This is a genomic window from Plantactinospora sp. CNZ321 (assembly GCF_004217235.1).
In genome coordinates this window covers 1,570,175-1,592,565 of record NZ_SHKQ01000001.1, presented here as the reverse complement: position 1 = coordinate 1,592,565, position 22,391 = coordinate 1,570,175, and the positions used below count along the sequence as shown (strand labels likewise).

Genomic DNA, 22,391 nt, shown 5'->3' with positions numbered 1-22,391 from the left:
ATCCCCAGACGGCGATCGACTGTGGGCGACGTGCCGGAGCCGCTGAGCTACTCGGAATCGCCGTCGGGTGCGGCGGTCGCCCGGTCGGCCGGCCAGCCGGTCGCCAGGGCGGTGAGGGCGGTCGCCGCGACCGCCGGGTCCGCGCCGCGACCGACCGCGACCCCGAGCAGGTACGCGGTGACCGGTGCACCGGGCCGAAGTACGTTGTGCGCCACGTCGCGGGCCAGGTCGAGGACCCGGGGTACGTCGACCTGCGCGGGATCGAGGTCGAGTTCGGCACAGGCTGCCGCCACCCAGCGCTCCATCGCGTTCAACTGGTCCACTCCTCTGCCCGGCGTACGTCCTCCTCAGTGTCGCAGTCGAACCACGGTGGCGGTCCCGTGCCCCGCCACGCCGTCTCGGCCACGCTCAGCTCGGCGATCAGGGCGCGCATCGACGTACCGGTGAGGACGCTGTCGCGGGCGGCGGCGACTCGACCCAACGCGGCCCGCAGCGGGGTGACCCGCCAGACCCCGCAGAGAAACTGCGCCCGTCCGGCGTCGTCGACGTAGACCACGCCGTCGGCATCGGCAGCCCGGCACAGCGCGGTACGGAGTTGGCGTACCGCCTCGGTGGTCAGCAGCGGGAGGTCGGCGGCGAGCAGCGCGACGATTCCGGTGCCGGACGGTGCGGCACTCGAACTGCCCGTGTCGCAGGTGTGTGCCGGGACCGTGTCGGGAAACAGGGCCAGGCCGGCGGCGACCGCCGCGACCGGTCCGCCGCCGGGCGGCTGCTCCCGAGTCGCCCGCACCCCGGCCGGTAGGGCGCTGGCCGGGCCGACCACGACCCGGAGATCGGCGTCGGCGACCGCCGCGAGTACCCGGTCCAGCATCGAGCGACCGCCCACCGGCAGCGCCGGCTTGTCCGCACCACCCATCCGGCGGGCCGCCCCGCCGGCCAGCACCACAGCCGCGAACCCGGCCAGCTCCGGCTCGATCGGCGAGGGCTCGGTCGACGGTTCCGTTCCGGTCATCCGGTAACGGTAACCAAGGCTTCCGGTGGTGTACGGCCGGCAGCGAGGCAGGATTACGGCATGGGACGAGCCAGTGGCCGGCGCAGCGTACTGCGGATAGACCTGGACTCCGCCGAGGCGGGTGGCCGGGTCTCGGTGCGCCGCCGGGACAACCTCGCCGCCGAGGAGCCGTTGGAGATCCGGGTGGGTCCGGCCGGGACGAACCGGCGCGCCCCGCTGGCGGTCACCATGCGTACCCCCGGCGACGACATCGACCTGGCGATCGGGTTCCTGCTCACCGAGGGAATCATCCGGACCGCCGACGACGTACGCACCGCGCAGCTCTGCGCCGGCACCGACACCCCGAACACCTACAACGTGCTGGACATCGTGCTGGCCGACGGCGTACCGGCACCGGCCACCGATCCGACCCGGAACTTCCACACCACCAGTTCGTGCGGGGTGTGCGGGAAGGCAAGCATCGACGCCGTCCGGACCCGGTCCCGACACGACGTGTCGACGGACCCGGTCACCGTGCCGGCGCGTACCCTCGCCGGCCTGCCGGAGCAGCTCCGGGCCGCCCAGCGCGGCTTCGACCGTACCGGTGGACTGCACGCCGCCGGACTCTTCACCGCCGACGGGAAACTCGTCGTGCTGCGCGAGGACGTGGGCCGGCACAACGCGGTCGACAAGGTGATCGGCTGGGCGGTCCGGGAGCGGCGCCTGCCGTTGCGCGGACACCTGCTGCTGGTCTCCGGCCGGGCCAGCTTCGAACTCACCCAGAAGGCGTGGATGGCCGGCATCCCGCTGCTCGCCGCCGTCTCCGCGCCGAGCAGCCTCGCCGCCGAACTGGCGACCGAGGCCGGGATGACCCTGGTCGGCTTCCTCCGGGGCGGCACCATGAACGTGTACGCCGGAGATCCCCGGATCGCGACCTGACCGCGCACGGCCCTGCGTCCGCCCGCTTCACCGCCGGTCCGGTACCCGGCGTTGCCCGGCCCGGGTGGAACATGCCGCGGCTTCGCAGCGCCCGTCGCGCCCGGAGCGTGGATCTGGACATGGATGGACACCACTGGACACCCGAACGCATCGGGGAACTCCGCCCGCGACCCGACCTCCGGCAGGAGCAGGGCCGGCCAGTGCCGGAACTAGCCGACGGTGAGGGTTGGGCCGGGCGCGGGAAGTCCTTCCCCGGCCGCGTTCACCGAGCACACGGCCAGGACATAAGAATGACCGCTGACCAGGCCGGACAACCGGATGGAGCGGCCGGTGGTGGACTTCGTCGAGACAATGGCGCCCGGCTCGGAGTTGTCCAGGTAGTAGACGGTGTACCGGTGCACGGTGTCGCTGTACGGCCCGGTCGCGGCGTCCCAGCGCACGTCGATGTAGCCCGGCCCGGACGTCGCGGTGATGTTCGGTGGGCCGGCCGCGGTCTCCTGGTTGGCAACCGTGACGGAGGCGATCGGCGATGGCCCGTTGGCCTGCCAGTTCCCGCGGGTGGCCACCACGTAGAACTCGTAGCGGTGGCCGGGTATCACCCAGTTGACGCTCCACGAGTCGGCCGGGATCTGCAACGGCAGCCGCTGGAACCCCTCGCCGGCGGTTGCGTCGCGTTGGTAGAGCCAGTAGCCACCGGCGCCGAAGGAGTGCTGCCATTCCAGCTTGATCCCGGCGACGGTGGACGTGGCCCGCATCCACGCGGGCGACACGGACACCAGATGCGGGATGCTTCCGGACGGGTCGCTGTAGGGCGCGCCGACCTGGAACTGGCTCCACAGGACGTTGGCGAACGCCTTCGCGATCTTGTGTTCGCCGAACGGGTTCGGATGCAGGCCGTCGTAGGCGTCGGCGTACGGGTCGTAACCGGTGGTGATGTCCACCAGCCGTACCGGTGATGTCGTCGTGTTCAGCGCCTGCACGGCGGGCCCCAGTTTGGCGTTGTACGCGCTGATCCGGGCGCCCAGGTCCGGCTGCACGTCCAGTGGTGTGCGTTGGGGGACGGTGGCGACCAGAATTCGGATGTTGGACTTGGCGGACCGGGCGTTGGCGATGAGGGTGCGCATGTCGGCGACCAGCCCGTCCGGGTCGGACACGCCCCAGCCCAGGTCGTTGAAGCCGAGCTCGACCAGGAGGTAGGTCGGCTGGTACTGGCCCACGCGAGCGCGGATGTCGTCCTTCACCTGGTGCGCCTGGCGGCCCCATTGCGCGAAGTGGTCGCTGTCGAATGTGAGACCGTCGCGGTAGACACCGTTGAAGTAGGGCGGCGCCGACTCGTCGGGGAAGTTCGCCGGCAGGCTTCTCGGCAGCCGGGTGGTGCCGCGGTAGGGGCCGACGAAGGTGACGTCACGCCCGGCCGCCTTCAGGTGCTGGGCGAGCCGATAGCGCCAGGTGTAGTCGCCCTCGAGACCCTGGCTGATCGAGTCTCCGACCACCATGATCGAGTCCACCAGCGGCCCGATGCTCACCGGCACCGTCAGCTCGGCCCACAGTTGCTTGTGGTCGGAGTGCGGTGACGAGACGACGCTGGACGAGTGGACGACCGCCTCCGGCGGCTCGAACAGGTAGTCGAACTTGTTGATGCCGTGGGTGTCCGGTCCGCTCCGGCACCAGTTCTCCTCACCGCCGGGTCCCAGGTACCGAACCTTGATCTCGTTGCGGCAGGGGCTGAACGCCTCCTTGAAGACGCCGTGCGCCTCCTGGCCCGGAATGCCCTCGTAGCCGCTGTGGTAGAGATTGCTGGTCGCCTGGGAGATCGGGTCGTCGTTGAGGTCGCCACCGAGGATCACGGTGTAGCCGGCATAGTCGGTCGCGAGCACCCGCTTGACCTCTGCCGCCTCCCGCCGACGCTGCTCGACGTTCTCGCCCGAGGCGACGAGGTGCGCGGTGCAGATCACCAGCATCCTGGCGACGGATCGCAGGCACAGCATTTCGGGCTTCTCGGCGCCCTCCAGCGCACGCAGGTCATGCGCCACGGGCTGCGGGTCGGGTAGGACATCCTCGTTGTAGATGATGGCGTTGCCGAACGGCGACTCGTGCTTGCAGTTCGCCACCTGGCCGCTGCCGCCCCGGATCGGGTCGAAGCGCACCGTGTAGGGGTCCGGCAGTTGCGCCTCCACCCGCTCCAGCCAGTCCAGACAGCCCTCGTTGATGGTCAGGAACGCGAGCTGGGGAACCCGCCGGTTGATGTCCTGGGCCAGCGCGTCGGCGACCTCGTTGCCCTTGACGCCGTGCGTCGGGTGGCCACCGGCCATGTTGAACTGTCCGACGACCATGGCGAGCGTGTCGGCGGCGCTGGCGGACGGCTGCGGACCGGCGGGTGGTGCCGCGGCTGCCGCCGGCGTGCCGACCAGGCCGCCAGCCGCGGTGAGCAGTAGCGCGATAATCAACGGCTTGAGTCTCACCGGTCCCCCAACCTCGGCCCGGGACCCAAACCCGACGAGTGAGCCCCCGCACACCTCGTATCGTCGGTCATCTTTTCCTATGTCTCCCGCCCCGAGCAAGGGGCTGGTTGCGAGCGACCTCCGGTTTCGAGGTGCCGAGGCACCCGGCGGTGACGCCGGTGCCGCGAAGCCGCGTCACCCGTCCTCGTCTCCGGGCCGGGACGACGGCCGGGGCGACGGCCGGTCGGGGTCGGGGTCGGAGTCGAGCCAGTCGTCGAGGACGGAGGGTCCGATGCCGGCCTGCAACGCCTCGGCCAGGAGCTGGGCGAACGAGTACTCGGGCCGCGCCTGCAGCGCACGCTCCACCGCCACGCTGGCCAGGGCACCCTGCCCGGCCCGCCAGGCGGCGAAGCCGAGCAGGCTGGCGGGAGCGGGCACCAGATCGGGCTCGGCCCGACGGAGTACGTCCGTCCAGAGCGCCAGGTGCCACTCCTCGCCGCCGGTCCGCCGCCAGGCGTCGTCCCGGACCGGCAGGTGCACCAGGAGCAGGCTGAGCCAGGCCACCTCGTCGTCGGTGAGCTGACCGCCGGTCCGGTACCGGTGCATCGCCCGGCGTACCGCCGTACGTCCGGCCCGGCGCAGCGCCCGGCGACCCTGCGGATCCCCGGGCCGGGCCCGGTCCAGCAGTGTGTCGAGGCGGACCTCCGCCCTCCTGGCCGCCTCCCGCAGCGCGTCCCGAGCCGGCCCGTCGAGCGGGGTGATCCGCCGGACCAGGGCGTCCCGGTCGGGTAGCGCGACCTGGCCGGCGAAGGTGGCCGCCGCGGCGAGTTGGCTGGTCGAGGAGTCGAACCGCCGCCCGTCGGCCGGACAGCAGTCGACGTCTGCGCACTTGTACGACCAGTAGCGGTCCCCGGTCACCCGGAGCGCTTCGAGCACCGGCAGCCCGACCCGACCGAGGGCGGCGGTCACCGCGTCGACCGCCGGGGTGACCCGGGCCGGCTCGCCGTACCCGATGACGGTCGTGGTCTCGACCTGTTGCCGGGCGACGACCGCCGCGACCTGCGCGGCGGCCTCGCCGACCTCTCCGCCGGCCGCCGGCCCGGCCGGGACGCCGGGCAGGTCGCCACGGGCGACGAAGACGATCCGGTTGCCGCGCAGCGCCATCACCACCACGCTGTCGGCCGGGTGGAAGCCGAGCAGGTACGGCACGGCGGCGAGCAGGTCGGCGGTCGAACGGACGGCGAGGACGGCTCGGTCGATCGGGGTCATGGCGGGGAGCGTGCCGAAGCGACGAACATGATCGAGTACCCGGTCCACTGCCTGTGGACGACACGCCCGGGGCTATCCACAGCTACTCTTCGTAGTTCCGCTGCTCAGCCACCAACCGCGACCCGTAGTCATTCGCATCGGATTCTTCGACGCCTTCGGAAGCCAGCCCAGGACCGCGACGGCCACACTCTCGCCTTCACTCCCGCCGCCTGGTACGCCCTCGTCACCGAGATCGCCCGCCAGCCGTAGCGCCGCTGTGCCGCTGCCGCTGCTCAGGTGCGCTTCCGGAACGGGGCGAGGGTGGCCCGGACCTGGTCGCCCGCACCCCAGTCGTCGTCGAACTGGGCCAGCACGGCGAGGTGCTGCCGCAACTGGAGGATCGGCATGCGGGCCTGCCAGTCGGCGTCCAGGGAGGTCAGCTCCGCGTACACCTCGAAGAACCGGTGCGCCTCGGGCGGCGGGGAGGTGGACCACACGTGCGCGAGGTCGACCTCGGCCCACATGTAGGACACCGCCGGATCGATCAGCGCGGGCTGGCCGTCCGGGGTGGCCAGCACGTTCTGCGCCCACAGGTCCCCGTGCGTCAGGCATGCCGGCCGGTCCGGCAGCAGGTCGGGCAGTCGGTGACACAGCCGCTCCAGCGCCGTCCGGTCTCCCGGGTCGAGTGCCGCCTCGACCCGGGGCTGCCCCAGCCACCGGAGCAGCCGATGCTGTGCGAAGAACGCGAAGCCGTCGTCGTGCCAGGTGTTGATCTGCCGGCGGCGGCCCAGCCAGTTGTCGCGGTGCCATCCGAAGCGAGGATGGGCCGTGCCCGTGTGCAGGCGGGCGAGCGCGTGCGCGAACCGCTCCCAGAAGGCCTCGCTGCGCGGCCTCGGCCGCAGCACCGACAACACAAGCAGTTCCCGGTCCGCCAGGATCACCTCGGGCGTCGTCACGCCGCCGAGGTCGCGCAGTGCGGCCAGCCCCTCGGCCTCCGCGCCGAAGACGTCGTCGGCCGGCGCGTCGGCGAAGGCCTTGACGAACACCGACGGCGCATCCCGGCGAGTCGCTATGCCCGCGAGTGCCGCGAGCCCACCCGTCACCGGCTCCACCGCGACGACGTCGCGCACCCCGGCCCGGCGCAGGCACTCTGCCAGGAACGTCGCCGAGGGCGTCACGACGGGCTCCTCCCGTCCGGGGACCTGAACGCCACATCTTAGGTGAGCGGCAGTGGACCGGCTCCGGATGATCGACCTCCGGCCTCGGGTCGGAGACCGGACGACACGCGGGCTCAGGTGTGGAAGCTCTGCCCGTGCAACTCCACGGCGCTGCCCCGGGCCCCGGAGCGGGGGCGCAGCTCGACGGTCAGCTCGATCGCGGAGAGCAGGTCGTAGCCGGCGCCGCGCAGGCAGCGCAGCGCCGCCGCGTTGCGGGACTCCGGCTTCACCGTGAGCCGGGCCAGCCCGCGCCGCCGGGCCTCCTCGGCGACCTGGTCGAGCAGTGCCCGGCCGATCCCCTGGCCCCGCAGCCGGGCGGTCACCACCACCGGTTCGACCCGGCCGTCCCGGCCATCCATGATCAGACCGACCAGCCCGACGACCCCGGCATCGCCCCGCTCCGCCACCCACACCCCGGAGAGGTCCAGCCGGGTCAGGTACTCCTCGAACGCCGCGCCCGGGTCGGTCCCGCCGAAGGTCGGATCGTCGTACAGCTCGCGGTGCTGCTCGGCCAGCTCGACCCAGAGCCGCCGACCGGCCCGATGGTCGGCCGGCCGGTACGGTCGGATCGCGGTAGCGGCCACGTTCTCATATCTACTCCCGATCGCCGCGTCGCGACACCTGGTTGGCCAAGAGCGTCCGGCGAAGGGCTACCTTGCCCAGATGGACCTGGCGTACCTGCGGGAGCATCCCGGGCAGCTTCCGCTCTTCCTCACCCACCAGCGGATCCGGGAGACGCCGGTGCCCGGGGGCGACATCTGCGCCGCCACCCGGCTCACCCTGGACGACGGCAACTCCGTCTTCGCCAAGTCCTGGCCCGAGGGGGCCACTCAGCGCGTACCCGAGAACTTCTTCGCCACCGAGGCGGCCGGGCTGCGCTGGCTGCGCGCGGCCGGCGCGGTCCCGGTGCCGGAGGTGATCGCGGCGCTGCCGGAGTTGCTGGCGTTGGAGTGGGTGGAGCCGGGTGAGCCCAGCCCGGCGGCCGCCGGGCGGTTCGGCGCCGAGCTGGCCGCGCTGCACCGGGCCGGCGCGGACACCTTCGGCGCGGACCGGCCCGGCTTCGTCGGGGCACTGCCACAGGACAACACCCCGTCCGCCGGCCCGTGGCCGGTCTGGTTCGGCGAGCACCGGCTCGCGCCCTACCTGCGGCAGTCGGTCGACAACGGCGCGCTCGCCGCGGCCGAGATCACCCTGGTGGAGCGGGTGATCTCCCGGATCGAGGAGTACGGCGGCGCCGAGCCGCCCGCCCGGATCCACGGTGACCTGTGGCCGGGCAACCTGCTCTGGGGTGCCGACGGGCGGGTCTGGCTGGTCGACCCGGCGGCGCACGGCGGGCACCGGGAGACCGACCTGGCCCAGCTCGCCCTCTTCGGCGGCGCCCCGCACCTCGACACGATCATGGACGCCTACCGGGAGGTGTGGCCGCTGGCCGACGGCTGGCGGGAGCGGGTGCCGGTGCACCAGCTCCACCTGCTGCTGGTGCACACCGCGCTCTTCGGCGCGGCCTACCGGGATGCGGTAGGTAGGACGGCCCGCGCCGCGCTGTCGGTGTGACGCGCTACCGTCAAGCGATGACCATTCCCGTTCGATCCGGCTCCGGTCGATCCGGGGGAGCGCCGGACCGCACGTCGGCGGAGCGGCCGGACGTCGGGGGCCTCGTCGACCGGTACGGCCGGGCCGCGACCGACCTGCGGGTCTCGCTCACCGACCGGTGCAACCTGCGGTGCACGTACTGCATGCCGGCCGAGGGGTTGCCCTGGCTGCCGAAGTCGGAGGTGCTGACCGACGACGAGATCATCCGCCTGGTCGGCATCGCGGTACGCCTGCTCGGGGTGACCGAGGTCCGGTTCACCGGCGGCGAGCCGCTGATCCGCCCCGGCCTGCCGGAGGTCGTCGCCGCCGTCGCCGCGCTCTCCCCCCGGCCGGTGCTCTCGCTGACCACCAACGGGATCGGGCTCGACCGGCTCGCCGGGCCGCTGCGCGAGGCCGGACTCGACCGGGTCAACGTCTCGCTGGACAGCCTCGACCCGACCCGCTTCACCGAGCTGACCCGGCGGCCCCGGCTGGACGCCGTACTGGCCGGGCTGGCCGGGGCGGTCGCCGCCGGGCTGGCCCCGGTGAAAATCAACTCCGTGCTGATGCGCGGGGTCAACGACGAGGATGCGCCGGAGCTGCTCCGCTTCGCCCTCACCCACGGCTACCAGCTCCGCTTCATCGAGCAGATGCCGCTGGATGCCCAGCACGGCTGGGACCGGTCGACGATGGTCACCGCCGAGGAGATCCTCGCCGCGCTGCGGGCCGAGTTCACCCTGCTGCCCGATCCGGCCGAGCGCGGCGGGGCGCCGGCCGAGACCTGGCTGGTGCGGGGCTGGACGGACGCCGCCGGCCGACCGGCCCGGGTGGGGGTGATCGGCAGCGTCACCCGGCCGTTCTGCGGAGACTGCGACCGCACCCGGCTCACCGCCGACGGGCAGGTGCGGAACTGCCTCTTCGCCACCGAGGAGTCCGACCTGCGGGCCGCGCTGCGCGGCGGCGCCACCGACGACGAACTCGCCGACCGGTGGCGGGTGGCGATGTGGGGCAAGCGGGCCGGGCACGGGATCGACGATCCGTCTTTCCTTCAGCCGGCCCGCCCGATGTCGGCGATCGGAGGCTGACGATGACGTCCACATCCACCCTGGTCGTACGCTACTTCGCCGCCGCCCGGGCCGCTGCCGGCGTACCCGAGGAGACCGTTCCCGGCTGCGGCAGCCTCGACCAGCTCGCCGGTGAGCTGGTCGACCGGCACGGCGACCGGCTGGCGACCGTACTGGCGATGGCGAGCTTCCTGGTCGACGGCGTGACCTGGCACGACCGGCAGGCACCGCTGCCGCCCGGTGCGACGATCGACGTGCTGCCGCCGTTCGCGGGCGGCTGAGGAGCCACCTTGCTCGGAGTTCTGGGTTTCGTCGGCACGTTGGTGCTGGTCACCGGCCTGATCCACCTCTACCTGTGGAAGCGACTGGTCCGGGACACCACCCGGCCGGGGCGATGGCGCCGGGCCGGCGGGGTGACGGTACTGGTGCTGGCCCTGCTCACCCCGGCGACGCTGGTCGGCACCCAGCGGGGCCTCTACTGGCTGGCCTGGCCGGGCTACCTCTGGCTGGCCGTGATGTTCTACCTGCTGGTCCTGCTGGCCGTGCTGGAGATCCCGATGCTGGTGGCCCGGCTGGCCCTGCGCCGCCGCCGCGTCCGGGCGGCCGTACCGGCGGTCGCCCCGGTCGAGGCCGGGTCCGGCGCCGTCACCACGCTCGGTGCCGGCGACGCGGACGCCGCGGGCAGCGCCACCCCGGAGCCGTCGCTTGTCGATACGGACGGCACCACCAGCGGAGGACCGTCGCTCGGCGCGACGGACGCCGGAGGCACCGCCGTGCCACCGCCCGCACCGGCCGCACCCCCGGCACCCGATCACGACCCGGGCCGCCGGTTGCTGCTCGCCCGGGGTGCCGCCATCTTCGCCGGGCTCACCGCGACCGGGGTCGTCGGGTACGGCGTCCGCACCGCGCTCGGTCCGCCGCAGCTCGACCGGGTCGAGATCCCGCTGGCCAAGCTCCCCCGGAGCATGGACGGGCTGCGGATCGCCACCGTCTCCGACATCCACATCGGGCCGCTGTCGGGTCGGGCGCACACCGAGCGGATCGTGTCGATGATCAACCGGCTCGACGCCGACCTGGTGGCGGTGGTCGGTGACCTCGTCGACGGCACGGTCGGCGAGCTCGGCCCCGCCGCCGCGCCCCTGCGCGACCTACGGTCCCGGTACGGCAGCTTCTTCGTCACCGGCAACCACGAATACTATTCCGGGGTCGAGGAGTGGGTGGTCGAGCTGGACCGGATCGGGCTTCGGGTGCTGCAGAACCGGCGCGAGGAGATCCTGGCCCGGGGCGGCGCCCTCGACCTGGCCGGGGTCAACGACCCGACCGGCGAAGGACTGGGGCTCGGCCAGGGCCCCGACTTCGACGCGGCACTCGGCGGCCGGGACCCGAACCGACCGGTGGTGCTGCTCGCGCACCAGCCGATCAACGTGCACGAGGCGGCGAGGCACGGCGTCGACCTGCAACTGTCCGGGCACACCCACGGCGGCCAGATCGTGCCGTTCAACCTGCTGGTCCGGTCGCAGCAGCCGGTCGTCTCCGGGCACGCCACCATCGACGGCACCCAGCTCTATGTCACCAACGGCGCTGGCTTCTGGGGGCCGCCGGTCCGGGTCGGCGCGCCGCCGCAGGTGACCCTGGTCGAGCTGCGCTCGACGGCCTAGCCAGTACGCGCCCCGCAGCCCGGCCGCCTGAACGGCAGACCCGGTGAACGTCCGTGCCCAGCGCAGCCAGCTCGCCGCGACCCCGGGGCATAATGCGGCTGTGTTCAATGGCGGGCTGGGCGTTCCGAACGTCGACGGGTTCACGCTGGCGATCGACTTCGGTACGGCGCACACGGTCGCGGCCGTACGGTTGCCGGACGGTCAGGCGAGCCCGTTGCTGTTCGACGCCACGCCGCTGTTGCGTTCTGCGGTCCATGCCGGGCAGGGGCGGCGACTGCTGACGGGGCAGGACGCGGTGCGCGCCGCGCGGATCGACCCGGCCGGGTTCGAACCGTACCCGAAACGGCACGTGGACGAGCCGGCGGTTCTGCTGGGGACGGAGGAATACCCCGCGGCGGAGTTGATCGCCGCGGTGCTGCGTCGGGTCGCGGACGAGGCCCGCCGGGTGTCCGCGGCCTCGGTCGCGCGTACCCTGCTGACCCACCCCGCCAGTTGGGGCCCGCAGCGCCGGCGGGTGCTCCTTGATGCCGCCGACCGCGCCGGGCTCGGCACGGTGGCTCTCATGCCGGAACCGTTCGCCGCCGCGCGGTTCTTCGCCCGCTCCGTCGGCCGCCAGGTCCCGGCCGGCTCGGCGCTGGTGGTGTACGACCTGGGGGCCGGCACGTTCGACATCAGCGTGATCCGGCATCGTGGCGACGGGACCTGGGATCTGGTGGCCACCGACGGGCTGGACGACCTGGGCGGGCTGGACCTCGACGCCGTCGTCCTCGACCAGGTCGGCGGGGTGGCCGGCGGGCGGGATCCAGCGCGGTGGCAGCGGCTGCGTCACCCGACGACCGTCGAGGAGCGGCAGCAGCACCAACTGCTGTGGGACGAGGCGCGGGCCGCCAAGGAGCAGCTGTCCCGGGCGTCCGTGGCGACGCTCCGGTTGCCGTGGGACGGCGTGGAGGTGCACCAGACCCGGGAGGAGTTCGAGCAGGCGGCTCGGCCGCTGCTGGATCGGACGGTGGCGCTCACCGCCGCGACGCTGTTCCGCAGCGGGATCGCCGCGGATCGCGTCGCCGGGGTGCTCCTGGTCGGCGGCGCTACCCGGGTGCCACTGGTCGGCACGCTGCTGCACCAGCAGCTGGGCATCCCGCCTTCGGTCATGGATCAGCCCGAACAGGTCGTCGCGCTCGGCGGACTCGGCAGCGCGATCGGACGGGCCGAACCAACGGACCTGGTGCGCGGGGGCGCCGCCGTGCACGGTCGCCAGCCGTCGCCGCCGCCCGGCGGCGGTGCGCCGGCGCCGTCCGGACCGGGTGGAGCGGTGCCGCCCCGGCCGGGCGCACTGCCCCCGGTGGCGCGGCCGCGACGCCGCCGGCCCGGGTGGCGCGCCTGGACGTCGATGTCCGCCGTCGTGGTCGTGGCGGTCGCGGCGGTCCTCCTGGTCGACAACACACCGTGGTCCGGCCGGAATCCGACGGACGGCCGCAGCCCCACGACCGGCGTGACCGGAACCGACGCGGTGGCGGCGACGTTGGGCGAGCCGGTGCGGGTTACCGGGGCGACCTCCGGCGGCACCGGGTCCGCCACGGTCGAGGTGACCCTGTCCGGTCCGACGGTGAGCACCATGGTGGAGCTTCCCGGCGGCAAGGTGGGGGTGCCGAAACAGGGCAGATACCTGACGTTCGAGGTCATCATCGAGGTCATCGACGGCGTCTACCACTTCAACACCCTGCATTTCCACCTCGTACCGAGGGCCGAGGTGGCCGGCTGGCGGGAAGGCGGCGGCGGGTTCGAACCCGAGGTTGTCGCCGGTGGGTTCGAACCGATCGTGAAGAGCAGGAGGATGTCGGCGGGCGATCGGAACAGCGGCAACCTCGTCTTCGACGTGCCCCGGTCCGCGGTCGACGACGCGGCGGTCGTCATCGAGTCATGGCTGCTGACCGACGGTCCGGCCGCGGCGTTCTGGCCGGTGATCTGAGCCCGGCGCGGGTGGTCGCGGTGGTATACGTTTCCTGGCTATGGCATCACAGGTCGCTCAACCGACAGAATGCGTGAACCGTACCGGTAGGCGGCTGTTCCGCGTGGTCGTCGCCTCGGGTGCTCTGATGATCACCGTGTCGGTCGGCGGATGCGGCGCGGACGAGCCGCCGGTCGTTGCGGACCGGACCCAAACCCCCACCCCCAGCGCTCCTGCCGTCCGGACGAGTGCGCCCGGTCTGCCGGAGGTGGCGTCCAAGGCGCCGCAGCCCGATCCCGTGGCGGGCACACCGGGCAACACGGTGACGGTGAGCGGCAAGAACCTGTTCGGCAACAAGTCCGCCACCATCGAGGTGACGCTCTCCAGGCCGAAGGTGCACACCGAGGTGAAGAGCGCCAACGGGGTCCGGATCAAGCCCAAGCGGGGAGCCTTCGTGGTGTTCGACGTCGTCCTCGAAGGCGTCGAAGGCACCTACGAGTTCAACCCGCTGCATTTCCATCTCATCCGGGGCAGCGAGGTGCCGGCCTGGAGAAGCAAGGCGGACTTCAGTCTGAAGAAGACCCCGGACACCCCTACGCCGATAGACGAGTTCAACTCGATAAGTTTTGGCTCGATATCGGCGGGGGATCGGATCAGCGGCAGTCTCGTGTTCGACCAGCCGAGGACGGCGGTCGACGGCGGGGCGGTCGTGCTCAGGGCGCTGCTGCTGACCGACGGCCCGGCCTCCGCGTACTGGCTGCTGGACTGACGCGATGGTGGATGTGTCCTGGAAACGGGACGGTGGCACGCCATGGCTGTTGGCGCCGCGTGTCGACGGCCCGACCTTCGTGGGCGTCACGTTCGCCGTCGGCCTGGCGCACCAGCCGACCGAGCAACTCGGCGTCCTCGCGCTGCTCGGGGCGTGGCTGACGGGAACGCTGACCCGCCCGGCCGAGGCGGTCGACCGGGCCGGCCACGAGCCGCTCGATCAGGTGGAGTTCGTCGCCGGGCAGGCAGACAGCTCGCTGCTGCTGGTCGGTTCGGCGGCGGCCGTGGTCGACGGGCTGCACCGGGTCGAGCGACTCCTTGCCGCGCCACCGGAGATCCTGCTCGACGACGGGCTGCGGGAGCGGGCGTCGCTGTCACTGCCCGCCCTGGCGCCGTGGACTTCACATCTGGTCGCCCGGTGGCCCGGCTACCTGCCGCAGCTCGCCGCGCTCGGTCCGCTGGCGGTCGGCACCCTTGACGGAGCGGCGGTTGCCGACTTCGCGCGCACCCGGCTCGGCGTCGCGAACCGGGTGTACTGGACGAACGGCACCGATGTGCCGACGCTGGCCGGCAACGATCGGCCGGCGGCACCAGGGGCGCCGGCTCTGCCGCCGTTGCCCGTCGACGCGTTCGGGGCGCCGCGCTGCGTGCTACAGCGCAGCGGTGAGCTGTTCAGCATCGCGCCGCCCGCAACGCCCGCCGTCGAGGTGGCGCTCTCCATGCTGGCAGACCGGCTGCACCGCCGGCTGGTCGTGTTCGAGCCGCTCGCGACCGAGGCCAACCTCTCGACGTACCCGGTCGGTGACGACCGCGTGCTGGTCTGCGGCGCCGCCGCCCCGGTGACCGGCAAGGAGGTCGCGGCCGGCGAAGCCGCCCTGCAAACGGTGCTGGACCTGACCGAGGCCACCGTGAGCGACGCGGAGGTCGAACGGTTCCGCCGGGCGCTCGCCGACGCACCGCTGCCCGCCGCACCACATGAGCCGGCCGCGTTGCGTTGGCTCGCGCGGCGGCACCTGCACCGCGGTGACCACCCGACACCGCAACACGTCGCCGACGAGTACCGGAACCTTTCTGACGATGCCGTCCGGGACGCGCTGCGCGGGCTGCGGAACAGCCTGATCTACTCGGTGCCGGGCGCCGCGGTCGGCGAGCCGCCGTTCCCGCTGGCGGAGCGCACGGCCCCCGAGCCGGCGACCGGGCGCCGGTTCCGCGACCGGGTGGTGCCTCGGCGGGCGGTTGTCTGCTCTCCCACCCGGATCGGCGTGCTCGACACCGTCGTCGAGAAGCACTGGGCCGGTCCGCGCAGGCTGGTGGTCACCACGTCGAGCGTGGCGTTCGACCAGATCGTGCTGCTCGTCCACACGGGCGACCAGGCCACCTCCCTGGTCGACCGGCAGCTCTCCTCCGTGTCGTTGACCTGGGGCGCCTACCGGGCAGGGCAGCACCTCCGGCGGATGGTCGACGCGCGCACGGTCGGTGTGCCGGCGATCCGGCGACCACCGAACCCGGCCTGGGCGGCCCAGGTGGCCGGGGCGATACGCAAGCGGCGCCGCGACCTGGCCATCACGGCGACCTGCGGCGGCGTGATCGCGAGTGTGCTCGTGGGTGCGCTGGTCGCCTCCGGCGCCAACCGGCCGGAGCCGGCGCCGCGGGTGTCTCGGACCGTCGACCCGGGCACCGTCGTCTCGCTGCCCAACGGCACAATGGTGGCCGCCGACCAGCCGGAACTGATCGTCAACCTCAACCCGGAGACGCCGTACGCCTACGCGGTGCGGGTTCGCATGTGCGGCGGCTCCACCCAGGAACCCGCCGGCGGCGAGCACCTGCAACGCAACTACTTCGGCTTCGACCGTTTCGGATTGACGGTTGGCGAGGCGGCAGGAACCGGCTTCATCGGTCTGCCCGGTCGTCCCATCCCACACGCGACGAGCCTGGATCACCACCAGTGCGGCACCGCGTGGCTCGCCTACCGGGTGGGCCCCCCGGATCCGGCCCGGGAAACGACACTTCGCTACACCAACCTCGCCGGCGACCGAGTCACCTGGCGGATGCCCGCGACACCGCCCCGATCGACGCTGAGCCGGCCCTGCCCCACACCGGGCGGTCCGGCCGCCGGCCCGGCCACGCCGGTCCCCTGCCCGAGCTGAGCACCGCAGCGGCGCCCACGGGGCTCTACCGCCCACTCAGGACGCCTGATCGGCGAGAAATCACACTCGCGCGTGGCGACACGCGCTCGCGTACGGGTCCGTGACAGGATGCGGCGTGTCTCCGTTGCGCGCCGCACCCGCTGACGGCTCTCCCTCCGCCGCTACGCCCTTCGTCGCTGACCTGCACATCCACTCGAAATACTCGCGCGCGTGCAGCCGTGACCTGACCATGCCGAACCTGGCCTGGTGGGCCCGGCGCAAGGGAATCAGCCTGCTCGGCACCGGTGACTTCACCCACCCCGCCTGGTACGAGCACCTGCGCGAGACGCTGCACCCGGCCGAGCCGGGGCTCTACCGGCTCAGCCCGGAGGCGGAGCGGGATATCGCCCGCCGGCTCCCGCCCCGGCTGGCCAGCGCCGCCGAGTCGAGCCCGATGCGCTACATGCTCAGCGTCGAGATCTCCACCATCTACAAGCGGGACGACCGCACCCGCAAGGTGCACCACCTGATCTACCTGCCCGACCTGGACGCGGTGGCCCGGTTCAACACCACGCTCGGCCGGATCGGCAACATCGGCTCCGACGGGCGGCCGATTCTGGGCCTGGACTCCCGGGACCTGCTGGAGATCACCCTGGAGGCCAGCCCGGACGGCTACCTGGTGCCGGCGCACATCTGGACTCCGTGGTTCTCGGCGCTCGGCTCGAAGTCGGGCTTCGACGCGATCGCGGACTGCTACGCCGACCTCGCCGAGCACATCTTCGCGGTCGAGACCGGGCTCTCCTCCGATCCCGGGATGAACTGGCGGGTCTCCAGCCTGGACCGGTACCGGCTGGTCTCCAACTCGGACGCGCACTCCCCGCCGGCCCTGGCCCGGGAGGCCACCGTCTTCGCCACCGACCTCGACTACCACGCGGTGCGGGATGCGCTGCGTACCGGGAACGGGCTGCGGGGGACCATCGAGTTCTTCCCGGAGGAGGGGAAGTACCACGCGGACGGGCACCGGCTCTGCGGGATCAACTGGGAGCCGGAACGGACCAGAGCGGCGGGCGGGCGCTGCCCGGAGTGCGGCAAGCCGCTCACGGTCGGCGTACTGAGCCGGGTCGAGGACCTGGCCGACCGGCCGGATGGGTACCGGCCGGCGGCCGGACCGCAGGTCACCCATCTGATCCAGCTCGCCGAGATCCTCGGCGAGATCAACGGTGTCGGCCCGAAGTCGAAGACGGTGGAGGGGCAGCTCAACAACCTGGTCGCCGGCCTCGGTGCCGAGCTGGACATCCTCACCGTCACGCCGGTGGACGAGATCCGCCGGGTCGGCGGCGAACTCCTCGCCGAGGCGATCACCCGACTCCGGCGCGGCCAGGTACGCCGGATTCCCGGCTACGACGGCGAGTACGGCGTCATCACCCTCTTCGAACCCGGTGAACTCTCCGCAGGCTCCGGCGGCGGCCGGGGCGGGGCCGGGCAGACGGAGACGCTCTTCGCGGACGCGCTCTTCGACGTACCCGTGCCCCGGCAGCGACCGCCCACGGAGCCGAAGCCGCCGGCCCGGACCGGCCGATCGGCGTCTCCGGCGCCGGCCGACCCGCCGGAACCGCGCCGCCGGGTCCGGGCCGCCGCCCCACCGGCCGAACCCGCGCCACCGCTGGCCCCGTCGCCGTCGCCGCACGAGCCGTTCGAGCCGATGCTCGCCGGCATGGAGGAGGTCGGCACCGGGCTGCTGGACCGGCTCGACGCGATGCAGCGGGTCGCCGCCTCCGCACCGGGCGGGCCGCTGTTGATCGTCGCCGGCCCCGGCACCGGAAAGACCCGCACTCTCACCCACCGGATCGCGTACCTCTGCGCCGAGCTGCACGTCTATCCGGAGCACTGCCTGGCGATCACCTTCACCCGGCGGGCCGCCGAGGAGCTGCGGCACCGGCTCGACGGGCTGCTCGGGCCGGTCGCCGAGGACGTCACGGTCGGCACCTTCCACTCGCTCGGCCTGACCATCCTGCGGGAGAACGCCCGGGCCGCCGGGCTGCCGGACGACTTCCGGATCGCCGACGACACCGAGCGGGCGACCGCCCGGGCCGAGGCCGGCGACGACGACGCGACGTACCTGAAACTGCTGCGCGGCCAGGACCTGGTCGACCTGGACGAGCTGGTCGGCCTGCCGGTGACGCTGCTGCGGGAGAATCCGGAACTGGTGCGGCGGTACCGGGACCGGTGGCGGTGGATCTTCGTCGACGAGTACCAGGACGTCGACGCCACGCAGTACGAACTGCTCCGGCTGCTCAGCCCGGCCGACGGCAACCTCTGCGCGATCGGCGACCCGGACCAGGCGATCTACGCGTTCCGGGGCGCCGACGTGACGTACTTCCTGCGGTTCTCGCAGGACTTCGTGGACGCCCGGCTGGTGCGGCTGACCCGCAACTACCGCTCGTCGGCGCCGATCCTGGCCGCCGCCGTGCAGGCGATCGCGCCGTCCGCCCTGGTCCGGGGGCGCCGGCTGGACCCGGCCCGGCTCGACCCGGAGGCACCGCTGGTCGGCCGCTATCCGGCGGCCTCCGTCGCGGACGAGGCCGATTTCGTGGTACGCACCGTCGACGAACTCGTCGGCGGGCTGTCGCACCGCTCCCTCGACTCGGGCCGGATCGACGGGCGCACCTCGAACGTGTCGTTCTCCGACATCGCGGTGCTGTACCGGACCGACGCCCAGGCGGCACCGATCCTGGACGCGCTGGCCCGGGCCAACATCCCGGTGCAGAAGCGCTCGCACAACCGGCTGCGGGACCGACCCGGCGTCTCGGTGATCGCCCGTGAGCTGCGGCATGCCGACGGCCTCGGCGGCTCCGTCGCCGCCCGGGTACGCCTGGCCGGGCAGGTACTCGCCGAGCGGCACGCCACCCCCACCCTGGACGCCACCGGCGGGATCGGCCCGGACGACATCTGGACCGCCGCCGACCTGCTCATCCCGTTGGCCCGGCGCTGCGGCGACGACCTGGAGCTGTTCCTGGCCCAGCTGGGCACCGGCGCCGAGGTGGACGCGCTCGACCCGCGCGCCGAGGCGGTCACCCTGCTCACCCTGCACGCCGCCAAGGGGCTGGAGTTCCCGGTGGTCTTCCTGCCCGGGTGCGAGGACGGGCTGCTGCCGCTGCGCTTCCCGGGCTCCACTCCGTCGGAGGAGGAGGTGGCGGAGGAGCGGCGGCTCTTCTTCGTCGGGTTGACCAGGGCGCAGGACCGGCTCTACCTGAGCCACGTGGCCCGGCGACTGCGGCACGGTAAGGAGTGGGACTGCGTACCGTCGCCGTTCCTCGACGCGATCGACGCCGGGCTCTTCGAACGGCTCGGCGACAGCGCACCCCGCCGCCCGAGGGACCGCCAACTGCGGCTGCTCTGAGCCGTCGCCCGTCACCGCCGCTCGCGCCATGCGGCTCCTGGTTCAGGCGGCGAGGAGTACCGCGCCGAGCGCGCCGGTGAGCATCGCCGGGCCGTGTGGCAGGTGGTCGCGGCGGCCGATCCGGCGCAGCCGGAGCAGCACGGCGGCGTACCCGCTGGCCAGCAGCAGGCCGGCGAGCGCGCCGTAGAGTGTGCTGCTCCAGCCGTACCAGCCGGTGGCGAGCCCGAGCCCGATCGCGAGCTTGACGTCCCCCGGCCCCAGCCCGCCGGGCGAGAGCAGGACCAGCCCGAGGTACGCACCGGCCAGCGCCAGCGCAGAGGCCGCCGCCACCGCGTACCGGCCGACCTGGCCGGAGGTGAGCGCGGCGGCGCCGAGCAGTCCGGCGAGACCGGCCGCCGCCGGCAGGGTCAGCCGGTCGGGAAGCCGCCGTACCGCGACGTCGACGAAGCCGAGCACGATGCCGAAGCCGGCGATCCAGGCGTACGCCAGCAGCGGGAGTACGCCGTCGGTCCGGGCGGCGAGCGCGGCGAAGACGGCCGCGGCGACGACCTCGACCAGACCGGTGCGCGGACCGACGGCTTCCCGGCAGCGCGGACAACGCCCGGTCGGCGACGGCACGCCCAGCGGGTTCCACCGGGTCGGCACGCCGAGCAACGCCGCGCAGTGCGGACAGCTCCGTCCCCCGGGTAGGACGTACCGGAAGATCTGCCGGCGCAGCAGCGGTCCGAGCAGGATGCCGAGAAGTCCGGCCGCCGCCACCACGCCCGGTGTCACGACCCGCCCCGTCACGGGGTCACGCCCCGCCCCGCCACCGGGTCGAGGCGCGGGCAGGGCACCCGTCGGCCGAGCCGGCGCCGGGCCACGAGGTCGGCCCGCTTCGCCGCGAGGTTGACACGCTTCGCGGCGAGGTTGGCGCACTTCCGGGAGGTGGGCTCATTGGGGGGCCACGCTACGGTGACCACAGCAGGCTCGTCCCAGGCGGGTGGCGAGCCTCTCACCGATCCGTACCAGGAGGACAGTCGATGGCCAACTACGGACCGCCCGGCGGACCGTACCCCGGTCCGGCGCAATCGTGGAACGACCCGGACCGGCAGACCACCGACGAGTACGGCCAGCCGGTCGACCCCTGGGGCGATCAGGACCACGCGAGCGGTCCGGGGCACTGGGGTGGTGGACAGCCGTCCGCGCCACCGGGCGGTTTCGGTTCCCCGGTCAGCCATCCCGGATATCCGGCCGGATATCCGGAGCCGGCTGGTCCGGGCACGCCCCCGGGTTCGGGGACGCCCGGCGCCGACTATCCACCGACCCAGCGACACGACGTCGGGTACGCTCCGTCGCCGCACCACTCCGGCGGATCCGCGCCGTACGCTCCGGCGCCGGGCGGGTGGACCACGTCCGACGCCGATCCGGTGTGGGCGACGCCGGTCCCGGACCCGTCGTGGTCCACCTCGACAGCCGACCCGATGCCGAGGGGTGGCGGCAGCCGGGCGTTCGCCGCCGTCCTGGTCGGGCTGGCGGTGCTGGTTCTCGGCGGTGCGGCGATCGGCGTCTACCTGCTCGGCCGCGACGACACGCCGTCGGACGCCCTGCCACCGGCCAACGAGCAGACCGAGGAGCCGGCCGACCAGGCCAGCTATCCGGTCGAGCAGCCGGCACCCACGACCGCGCCGGCGGCACCGGATCCGCCCTCCACGGACGCGCGGTTCGTCAAGGCCGGACAGTGCGTCCGGAACGAGGGTACGGAGGCTGCGCCGAAGCTGGCGATCACGAAGTGCGCGCCACAGACCTACGAGGTGCTCGCCCGCTACAACGGCGTCACCACCGGCGCCTCGGACGCCAAGACCAAATGCTCCCAGGTGCAGAACTACACGAACTTCTACTTCTTCAACAGCGAGCTGGACGAACTGGACTTCGTGCTCTGCCTTCGGAAACGATAGTTTCCCGGTGTGCCGGCATCCGGCACGCCGACGCGACGAGCGGGGGTCCGAGCGACCTGCCGCGTATCCCTGCGCCCACCCCGACCCCCGCGCCTGCCACCCCGGTTTCCGTGACACGGTCGGGGCGTGCGCCCTATCCAGGAGAAGCATGTCGATTTACGGAACACCCGCCGGTGGGCAGCCCGACGATCCCAACCCGTATCCCTCGTCGGACCCGCCAGCCGGTGGCGGCCCGCCGCCACCAGCGGGGCCCTCGTCGCCCGGCCCTGGCTATCCGCCGGCTCCGGACGCCGGCTATCCGCCGCAACCACCATCGCCCGGCTACCCATCGCCCGGCTATCCGCCGCAACCACCGTCTCCGGGCTACCCGTCGCCCGGCTACCCATCGACTGGCCACCCGTCTCCCGGCAACCCGCAGCCGGTCGGCACCGGGCACGGGCAGCCGAGCGATGCCCCGAGCCCGGCCTGGGGGCAGCCGCCGACCATCGGTGGGGCGTACCCGTCCGGGTACCCAGGGGCGGCCGCCCAGCCGCAGCCCGGTCCGCCCGGGGCGCCGTACGGCGGCGCTCCCGGTGCGCCGGGTGTGCCGGGCGGTCCGCCCGGCGCCGGGCCGAAGTCCGGTGGCGGGCTGAAGATCGCCCTCATCGTCGGTGGCATCGTGTTGGTGCTGCTCTGTGCCTGTCTCGGCGGCGGCACCTGGTGGCTGGTCAATCAGTCCGGCGAGGATTCGGGCCCGGGCACCGGGGCTCCCGCTCCGAGCAGTTCGGGGTCGACTCCGAGCCGTCCCGCCAGCACCCCGTCAAATTCGTCCTACCGGTACGCGGTGGGCGACTGCCTGGTCAACGACGGTACCGACGACGAGCCGAAGCTCCGCAAGGTGCCGTGTGGACCGGACACCTACGAGGTGCTGTCCCGGATCCCGTTCACCACCGACCCGAAGCAGTGCAAGGACGACCCGATCTTCGGCTCGCCGGAGTCGGACGCGAACTACGTCTGGGACGATTCGCTGGACCTGGGCGACTTCGTGCTCTGCCTGAAGCGACGCTGAGCAGCACCCGATCCGATTCGGTAAGCAAAACTAGGGC

The 22,391-nt window shown here is 72.9% G+C and carries 19 protein-coding genes; 11 read left to right on the top strand and 8 right to left on the bottom strand.

The genetic code is table 11. From position 1 onward, the window contains the following. Positions 1-47 precede the first annotated feature (47 nt). Complete coding sequence (locus EV371_RS33750) at positions 48-305, bottom strand: DUF6457 domain-containing protein (protein ID WP_486484918.1); 258 nt, start codon at positions 303-305, stop codon at positions 48-50. Positions 306-310: 5 nt separating this feature from the next. Next, entirely contained in the window at positions 311-1,012 is a 702-nt protein-coding gene (gene mobA / locus EV371_RS06985; RefSeq protein WP_207230432.1) for an NTP transferase domain-containing protein, read from the bottom strand. 60 nt (positions 1,013-1,072) lie between these two features. On the opposite strand from mobA, the gene fdhD reads away from it, so the two are divergent. Continuing rightward, on the top strand, positions 1,073-1,930 hold the full coding sequence (fdhD, locus tag EV371_RS06980) for a formate dehydrogenase accessory sulfurtransferase FdhD (RefSeq protein WP_130461316.1): 858 nt from the start codon (positions 1,073-1,075) through the stop codon (positions 1,928-1,930). Between the two features lie 209 nt (positions 1,931-2,139). On the opposite strand, the gene EV371_RS06975 is transcribed toward fdhD, so the two are convergent. The 4 genes from EV371_RS06975 to EV371_RS06960 all read right to left on the bottom strand — a co-directional run bounded on the left by EV371_RS06975 (position 2,140) and on the right by EV371_RS06960 (position 7,420). Further along, positions 2,140-4,392 (bottom strand): GDSL-type esterase/lipase family protein, encoded by a 2,253-nt coding sequence (locus EV371_RS06975; RefSeq protein ID WP_130461315.1) that lies wholly within the window; start codon positions 4,390-4,392, stop codon positions 2,140-2,142. Positions 4,393-4,566: 174 nt separating this feature from the next. After that, positions 4,567-5,640: a DUF4192 domain-containing protein gene (locus EV371_RS06970; RefSeq protein WP_130461314.1), complete on the bottom strand. Its 1,074-nt coding sequence runs from the start codon at positions 5,638-5,640 to the stop codon at positions 4,567-4,569. A 272-nt stretch (positions 5,641-5,912) separates the two neighbouring features. After that, on the bottom strand, positions 5,913-6,797 hold the full coding sequence (locus EV371_RS06965) for a fructosamine kinase family protein (protein ID WP_130461313.1): 885 nt from the start codon (positions 6,795-6,797) through the stop codon (positions 5,913-5,915). A 113-nt stretch (positions 6,798-6,910) separates the two neighbouring features. After that, a complete protein-coding gene (locus EV371_RS06960) occupies positions 6,911-7,420 on the bottom strand; it encodes a GNAT family N-acetyltransferase (protein WP_349337732.1) in 510 nt (169 codons plus the stop codon). Between the two features lie 79 nt (positions 7,421-7,499). On the opposite strand from EV371_RS06960, the gene EV371_RS06955 reads away from it, so the two are divergent. The 8 genes from EV371_RS06955 (at position 7,500) to EV371_RS06920 (ending at position 19,369) form a co-directional block, all read left to right on the top strand. Beyond that, positions 7,500-8,390 carry a fructosamine kinase family protein gene (locus tag EV371_RS06955; RefSeq protein WP_130461312.1) on the top strand — a complete coding sequence of 297 codons (891 nt, stop codon included), beginning with the start codon at positions 7,500-7,502 and terminating at the stop codon, positions 8,388-8,390. 17 nt (positions 8,391-8,407) lie between these two features. Then, the gene (moaA, locus tag EV371_RS06950) at positions 8,408-9,493 is read left to right on the top strand and encodes a GTP 3',8-cyclase MoaA (protein ID WP_130461311.1); all 1,086 of its coding nucleotides are present in this window, start codon (positions 8,408-8,410) and stop codon (positions 9,491-9,493) included. 2 nt (positions 9,494-9,495) lie between these two features. Then, a complete protein-coding gene (locus EV371_RS06945) occupies positions 9,496-9,753 on the top strand; it encodes a MoaD/ThiS family protein (RefSeq protein WP_130461310.1) in 258 nt (85 codons plus the stop codon). Positions 9,754-9,762: 9 nt separating this feature from the next. Continuing rightward, complete coding sequence (locus tag EV371_RS06940) at positions 9,763-11,130, top strand: metallophosphoesterase (RefSeq protein WP_130461309.1); 1,368 nt, start codon at positions 9,763-9,765, stop codon at positions 11,128-11,130. A 100-nt stretch (positions 11,131-11,230) separates the two neighbouring features. Continuing rightward, positions 11,231-13,096: an Hsp70 family protein gene (locus EV371_RS06935; RefSeq protein WP_165436622.1), complete on the top strand. Its 1,866-nt coding sequence runs from the start codon at positions 11,231-11,233 to the stop codon at positions 13,094-13,096. A 127-nt stretch (positions 13,097-13,223) separates the two neighbouring features. After that, positions 13,224-13,844 (top strand): hypothetical protein, encoded by a 621-nt coding sequence (locus tag EV371_RS06930; protein WP_130461307.1) that lies wholly within the window; start codon positions 13,224-13,226, stop codon positions 13,842-13,844. 4 nt (positions 13,845-13,848) lie between these two features. Then, a complete protein-coding gene (locus EV371_RS06925) occupies positions 13,849-15,990 on the top strand; it encodes a peptidase M16 family protein (protein ID WP_130461306.1) in 2,142 nt (713 codons plus the stop codon). A 115-nt stretch (positions 15,991-16,105) separates the two neighbouring features. Next, entirely contained in the window at positions 16,106-19,369 is a 3,264-nt protein-coding gene (locus EV371_RS06920; protein WP_207230431.1) for a UvrD-helicase domain-containing protein, read from the top strand. A gap of 42 nt (positions 19,370-19,411) precedes the next feature. Here EV371_RS06920 and EV371_RS06915 read toward each other — a convergent pair whose 3' ends face one another. Further along, positions 19,412-20,158, bottom strand: coding sequence for a prepilin peptidase (locus tag EV371_RS06915; RefSeq protein WP_165436621.1), 747 nt, complete (start codon positions 20,156-20,158; stop codon positions 19,412-19,414). After that, positions 20,155-20,331: a hypothetical protein gene (locus EV371_RS33320; RefSeq protein ID WP_165436620.1), complete on the bottom strand. Its 177-nt coding sequence runs from the start codon at positions 20,329-20,331 to the stop codon at positions 20,155-20,157. The genes EV371_RS06915 and EV371_RS33320 overlap by 4 nt, the downstream gene beginning before the upstream one ends. Positions 20,332-20,391: 60 nt before the next feature. On the opposite strand from EV371_RS33320, the gene EV371_RS06910 reads away from it, so the two are divergent. Both EV371_RS06910 and EV371_RS34180 read left to right on the top strand, forming a co-directional pair. Beyond that, on the top strand, positions 20,392-21,306 hold the full coding sequence (locus EV371_RS06910) for an LppU/SCO3897 family protein (protein WP_130461303.1): 915 nt from the start codon (positions 20,392-20,394) through the stop codon (positions 21,304-21,306). Positions 21,307-21,454: 148 nt separating this feature from the next. Continuing rightward, positions 21,455-22,354: an LppU/SCO3897 family protein gene (locus EV371_RS34180; RefSeq protein ID WP_486484520.1), complete on the top strand. Its 900-nt coding sequence runs from the start codon at positions 21,455-21,457 to the stop codon at positions 22,352-22,354. Positions 22,355-22,391 lie beyond the last annotated feature (37 nt).

Excerpts from the sequence above, each read along its gene's own strand:
- EV371_RS33750 (WP_486484918.1), bottom strand. The coding sequence starts at position 305 with ATGGAGCGCTGGGTGGCGGCAGCCTGTGCCGAACTCGACCTCGATCCC.
- mobA (WP_207230432.1), bottom strand. The coding sequence starts at position 1,012 with ATGACCGGAACGGAACCGTCGACCGAGCCCTCGCCGATCGAGCCGGAG.
- fdhD (WP_130461316.1), top strand. The coding sequence starts at position 1,073 with ATGGGACGAGCCAGTGGCCGGCGCAGCGTACTGCGGATAGACCTGGAC.
- EV371_RS06970 (WP_130461314.1), bottom strand. The coding sequence starts at position 5,640 with ATGACCCCGATCGACCGAGCCGTCCTCGCCGTCCGTTCGACCGCCGAC.
- EV371_RS06955 (WP_130461312.1), top strand. The coding sequence starts at position 7,500 with ATGGACCTGGCGTACCTGCGGGAGCATCCCGGGCAGCTTCCGCTCTTC.
- moaA (WP_130461311.1), top strand. The coding sequence starts at position 8,408 with ATGACCATTCCCGTTCGATCCGGCTCCGGTCGATCCGGGGGAGCGCCG.
- EV371_RS06945 (WP_130461310.1), top strand. The coding sequence starts at position 9,496 with ATGACGTCCACATCCACCCTGGTCGTACGCTACTTCGCCGCCGCCCGG.
- EV371_RS06930 (WP_130461307.1), top strand. The coding sequence starts at position 13,224 with ATGATCACCGTGTCGGTCGGCGGATGCGGCGCGGACGAGCCGCCGGTC.
- EV371_RS06925 (WP_130461306.1), top strand. The coding sequence starts at position 13,849 with ATGGTGGATGTGTCCTGGAAACGGGACGGTGGCACGCCATGGCTGTTG.
- EV371_RS06910 (WP_130461303.1), top strand. The coding sequence starts at position 20,392 with ATGGCCAACTACGGACCGCCCGGCGGACCGTACCCCGGTCCGGCGCAA.
- EV371_RS34180 (WP_486484520.1), top strand. The coding sequence starts at position 21,455 with ATGTCGATTTACGGAACACCCGCCGGTGGGCAGCCCGACGATCCCAAC.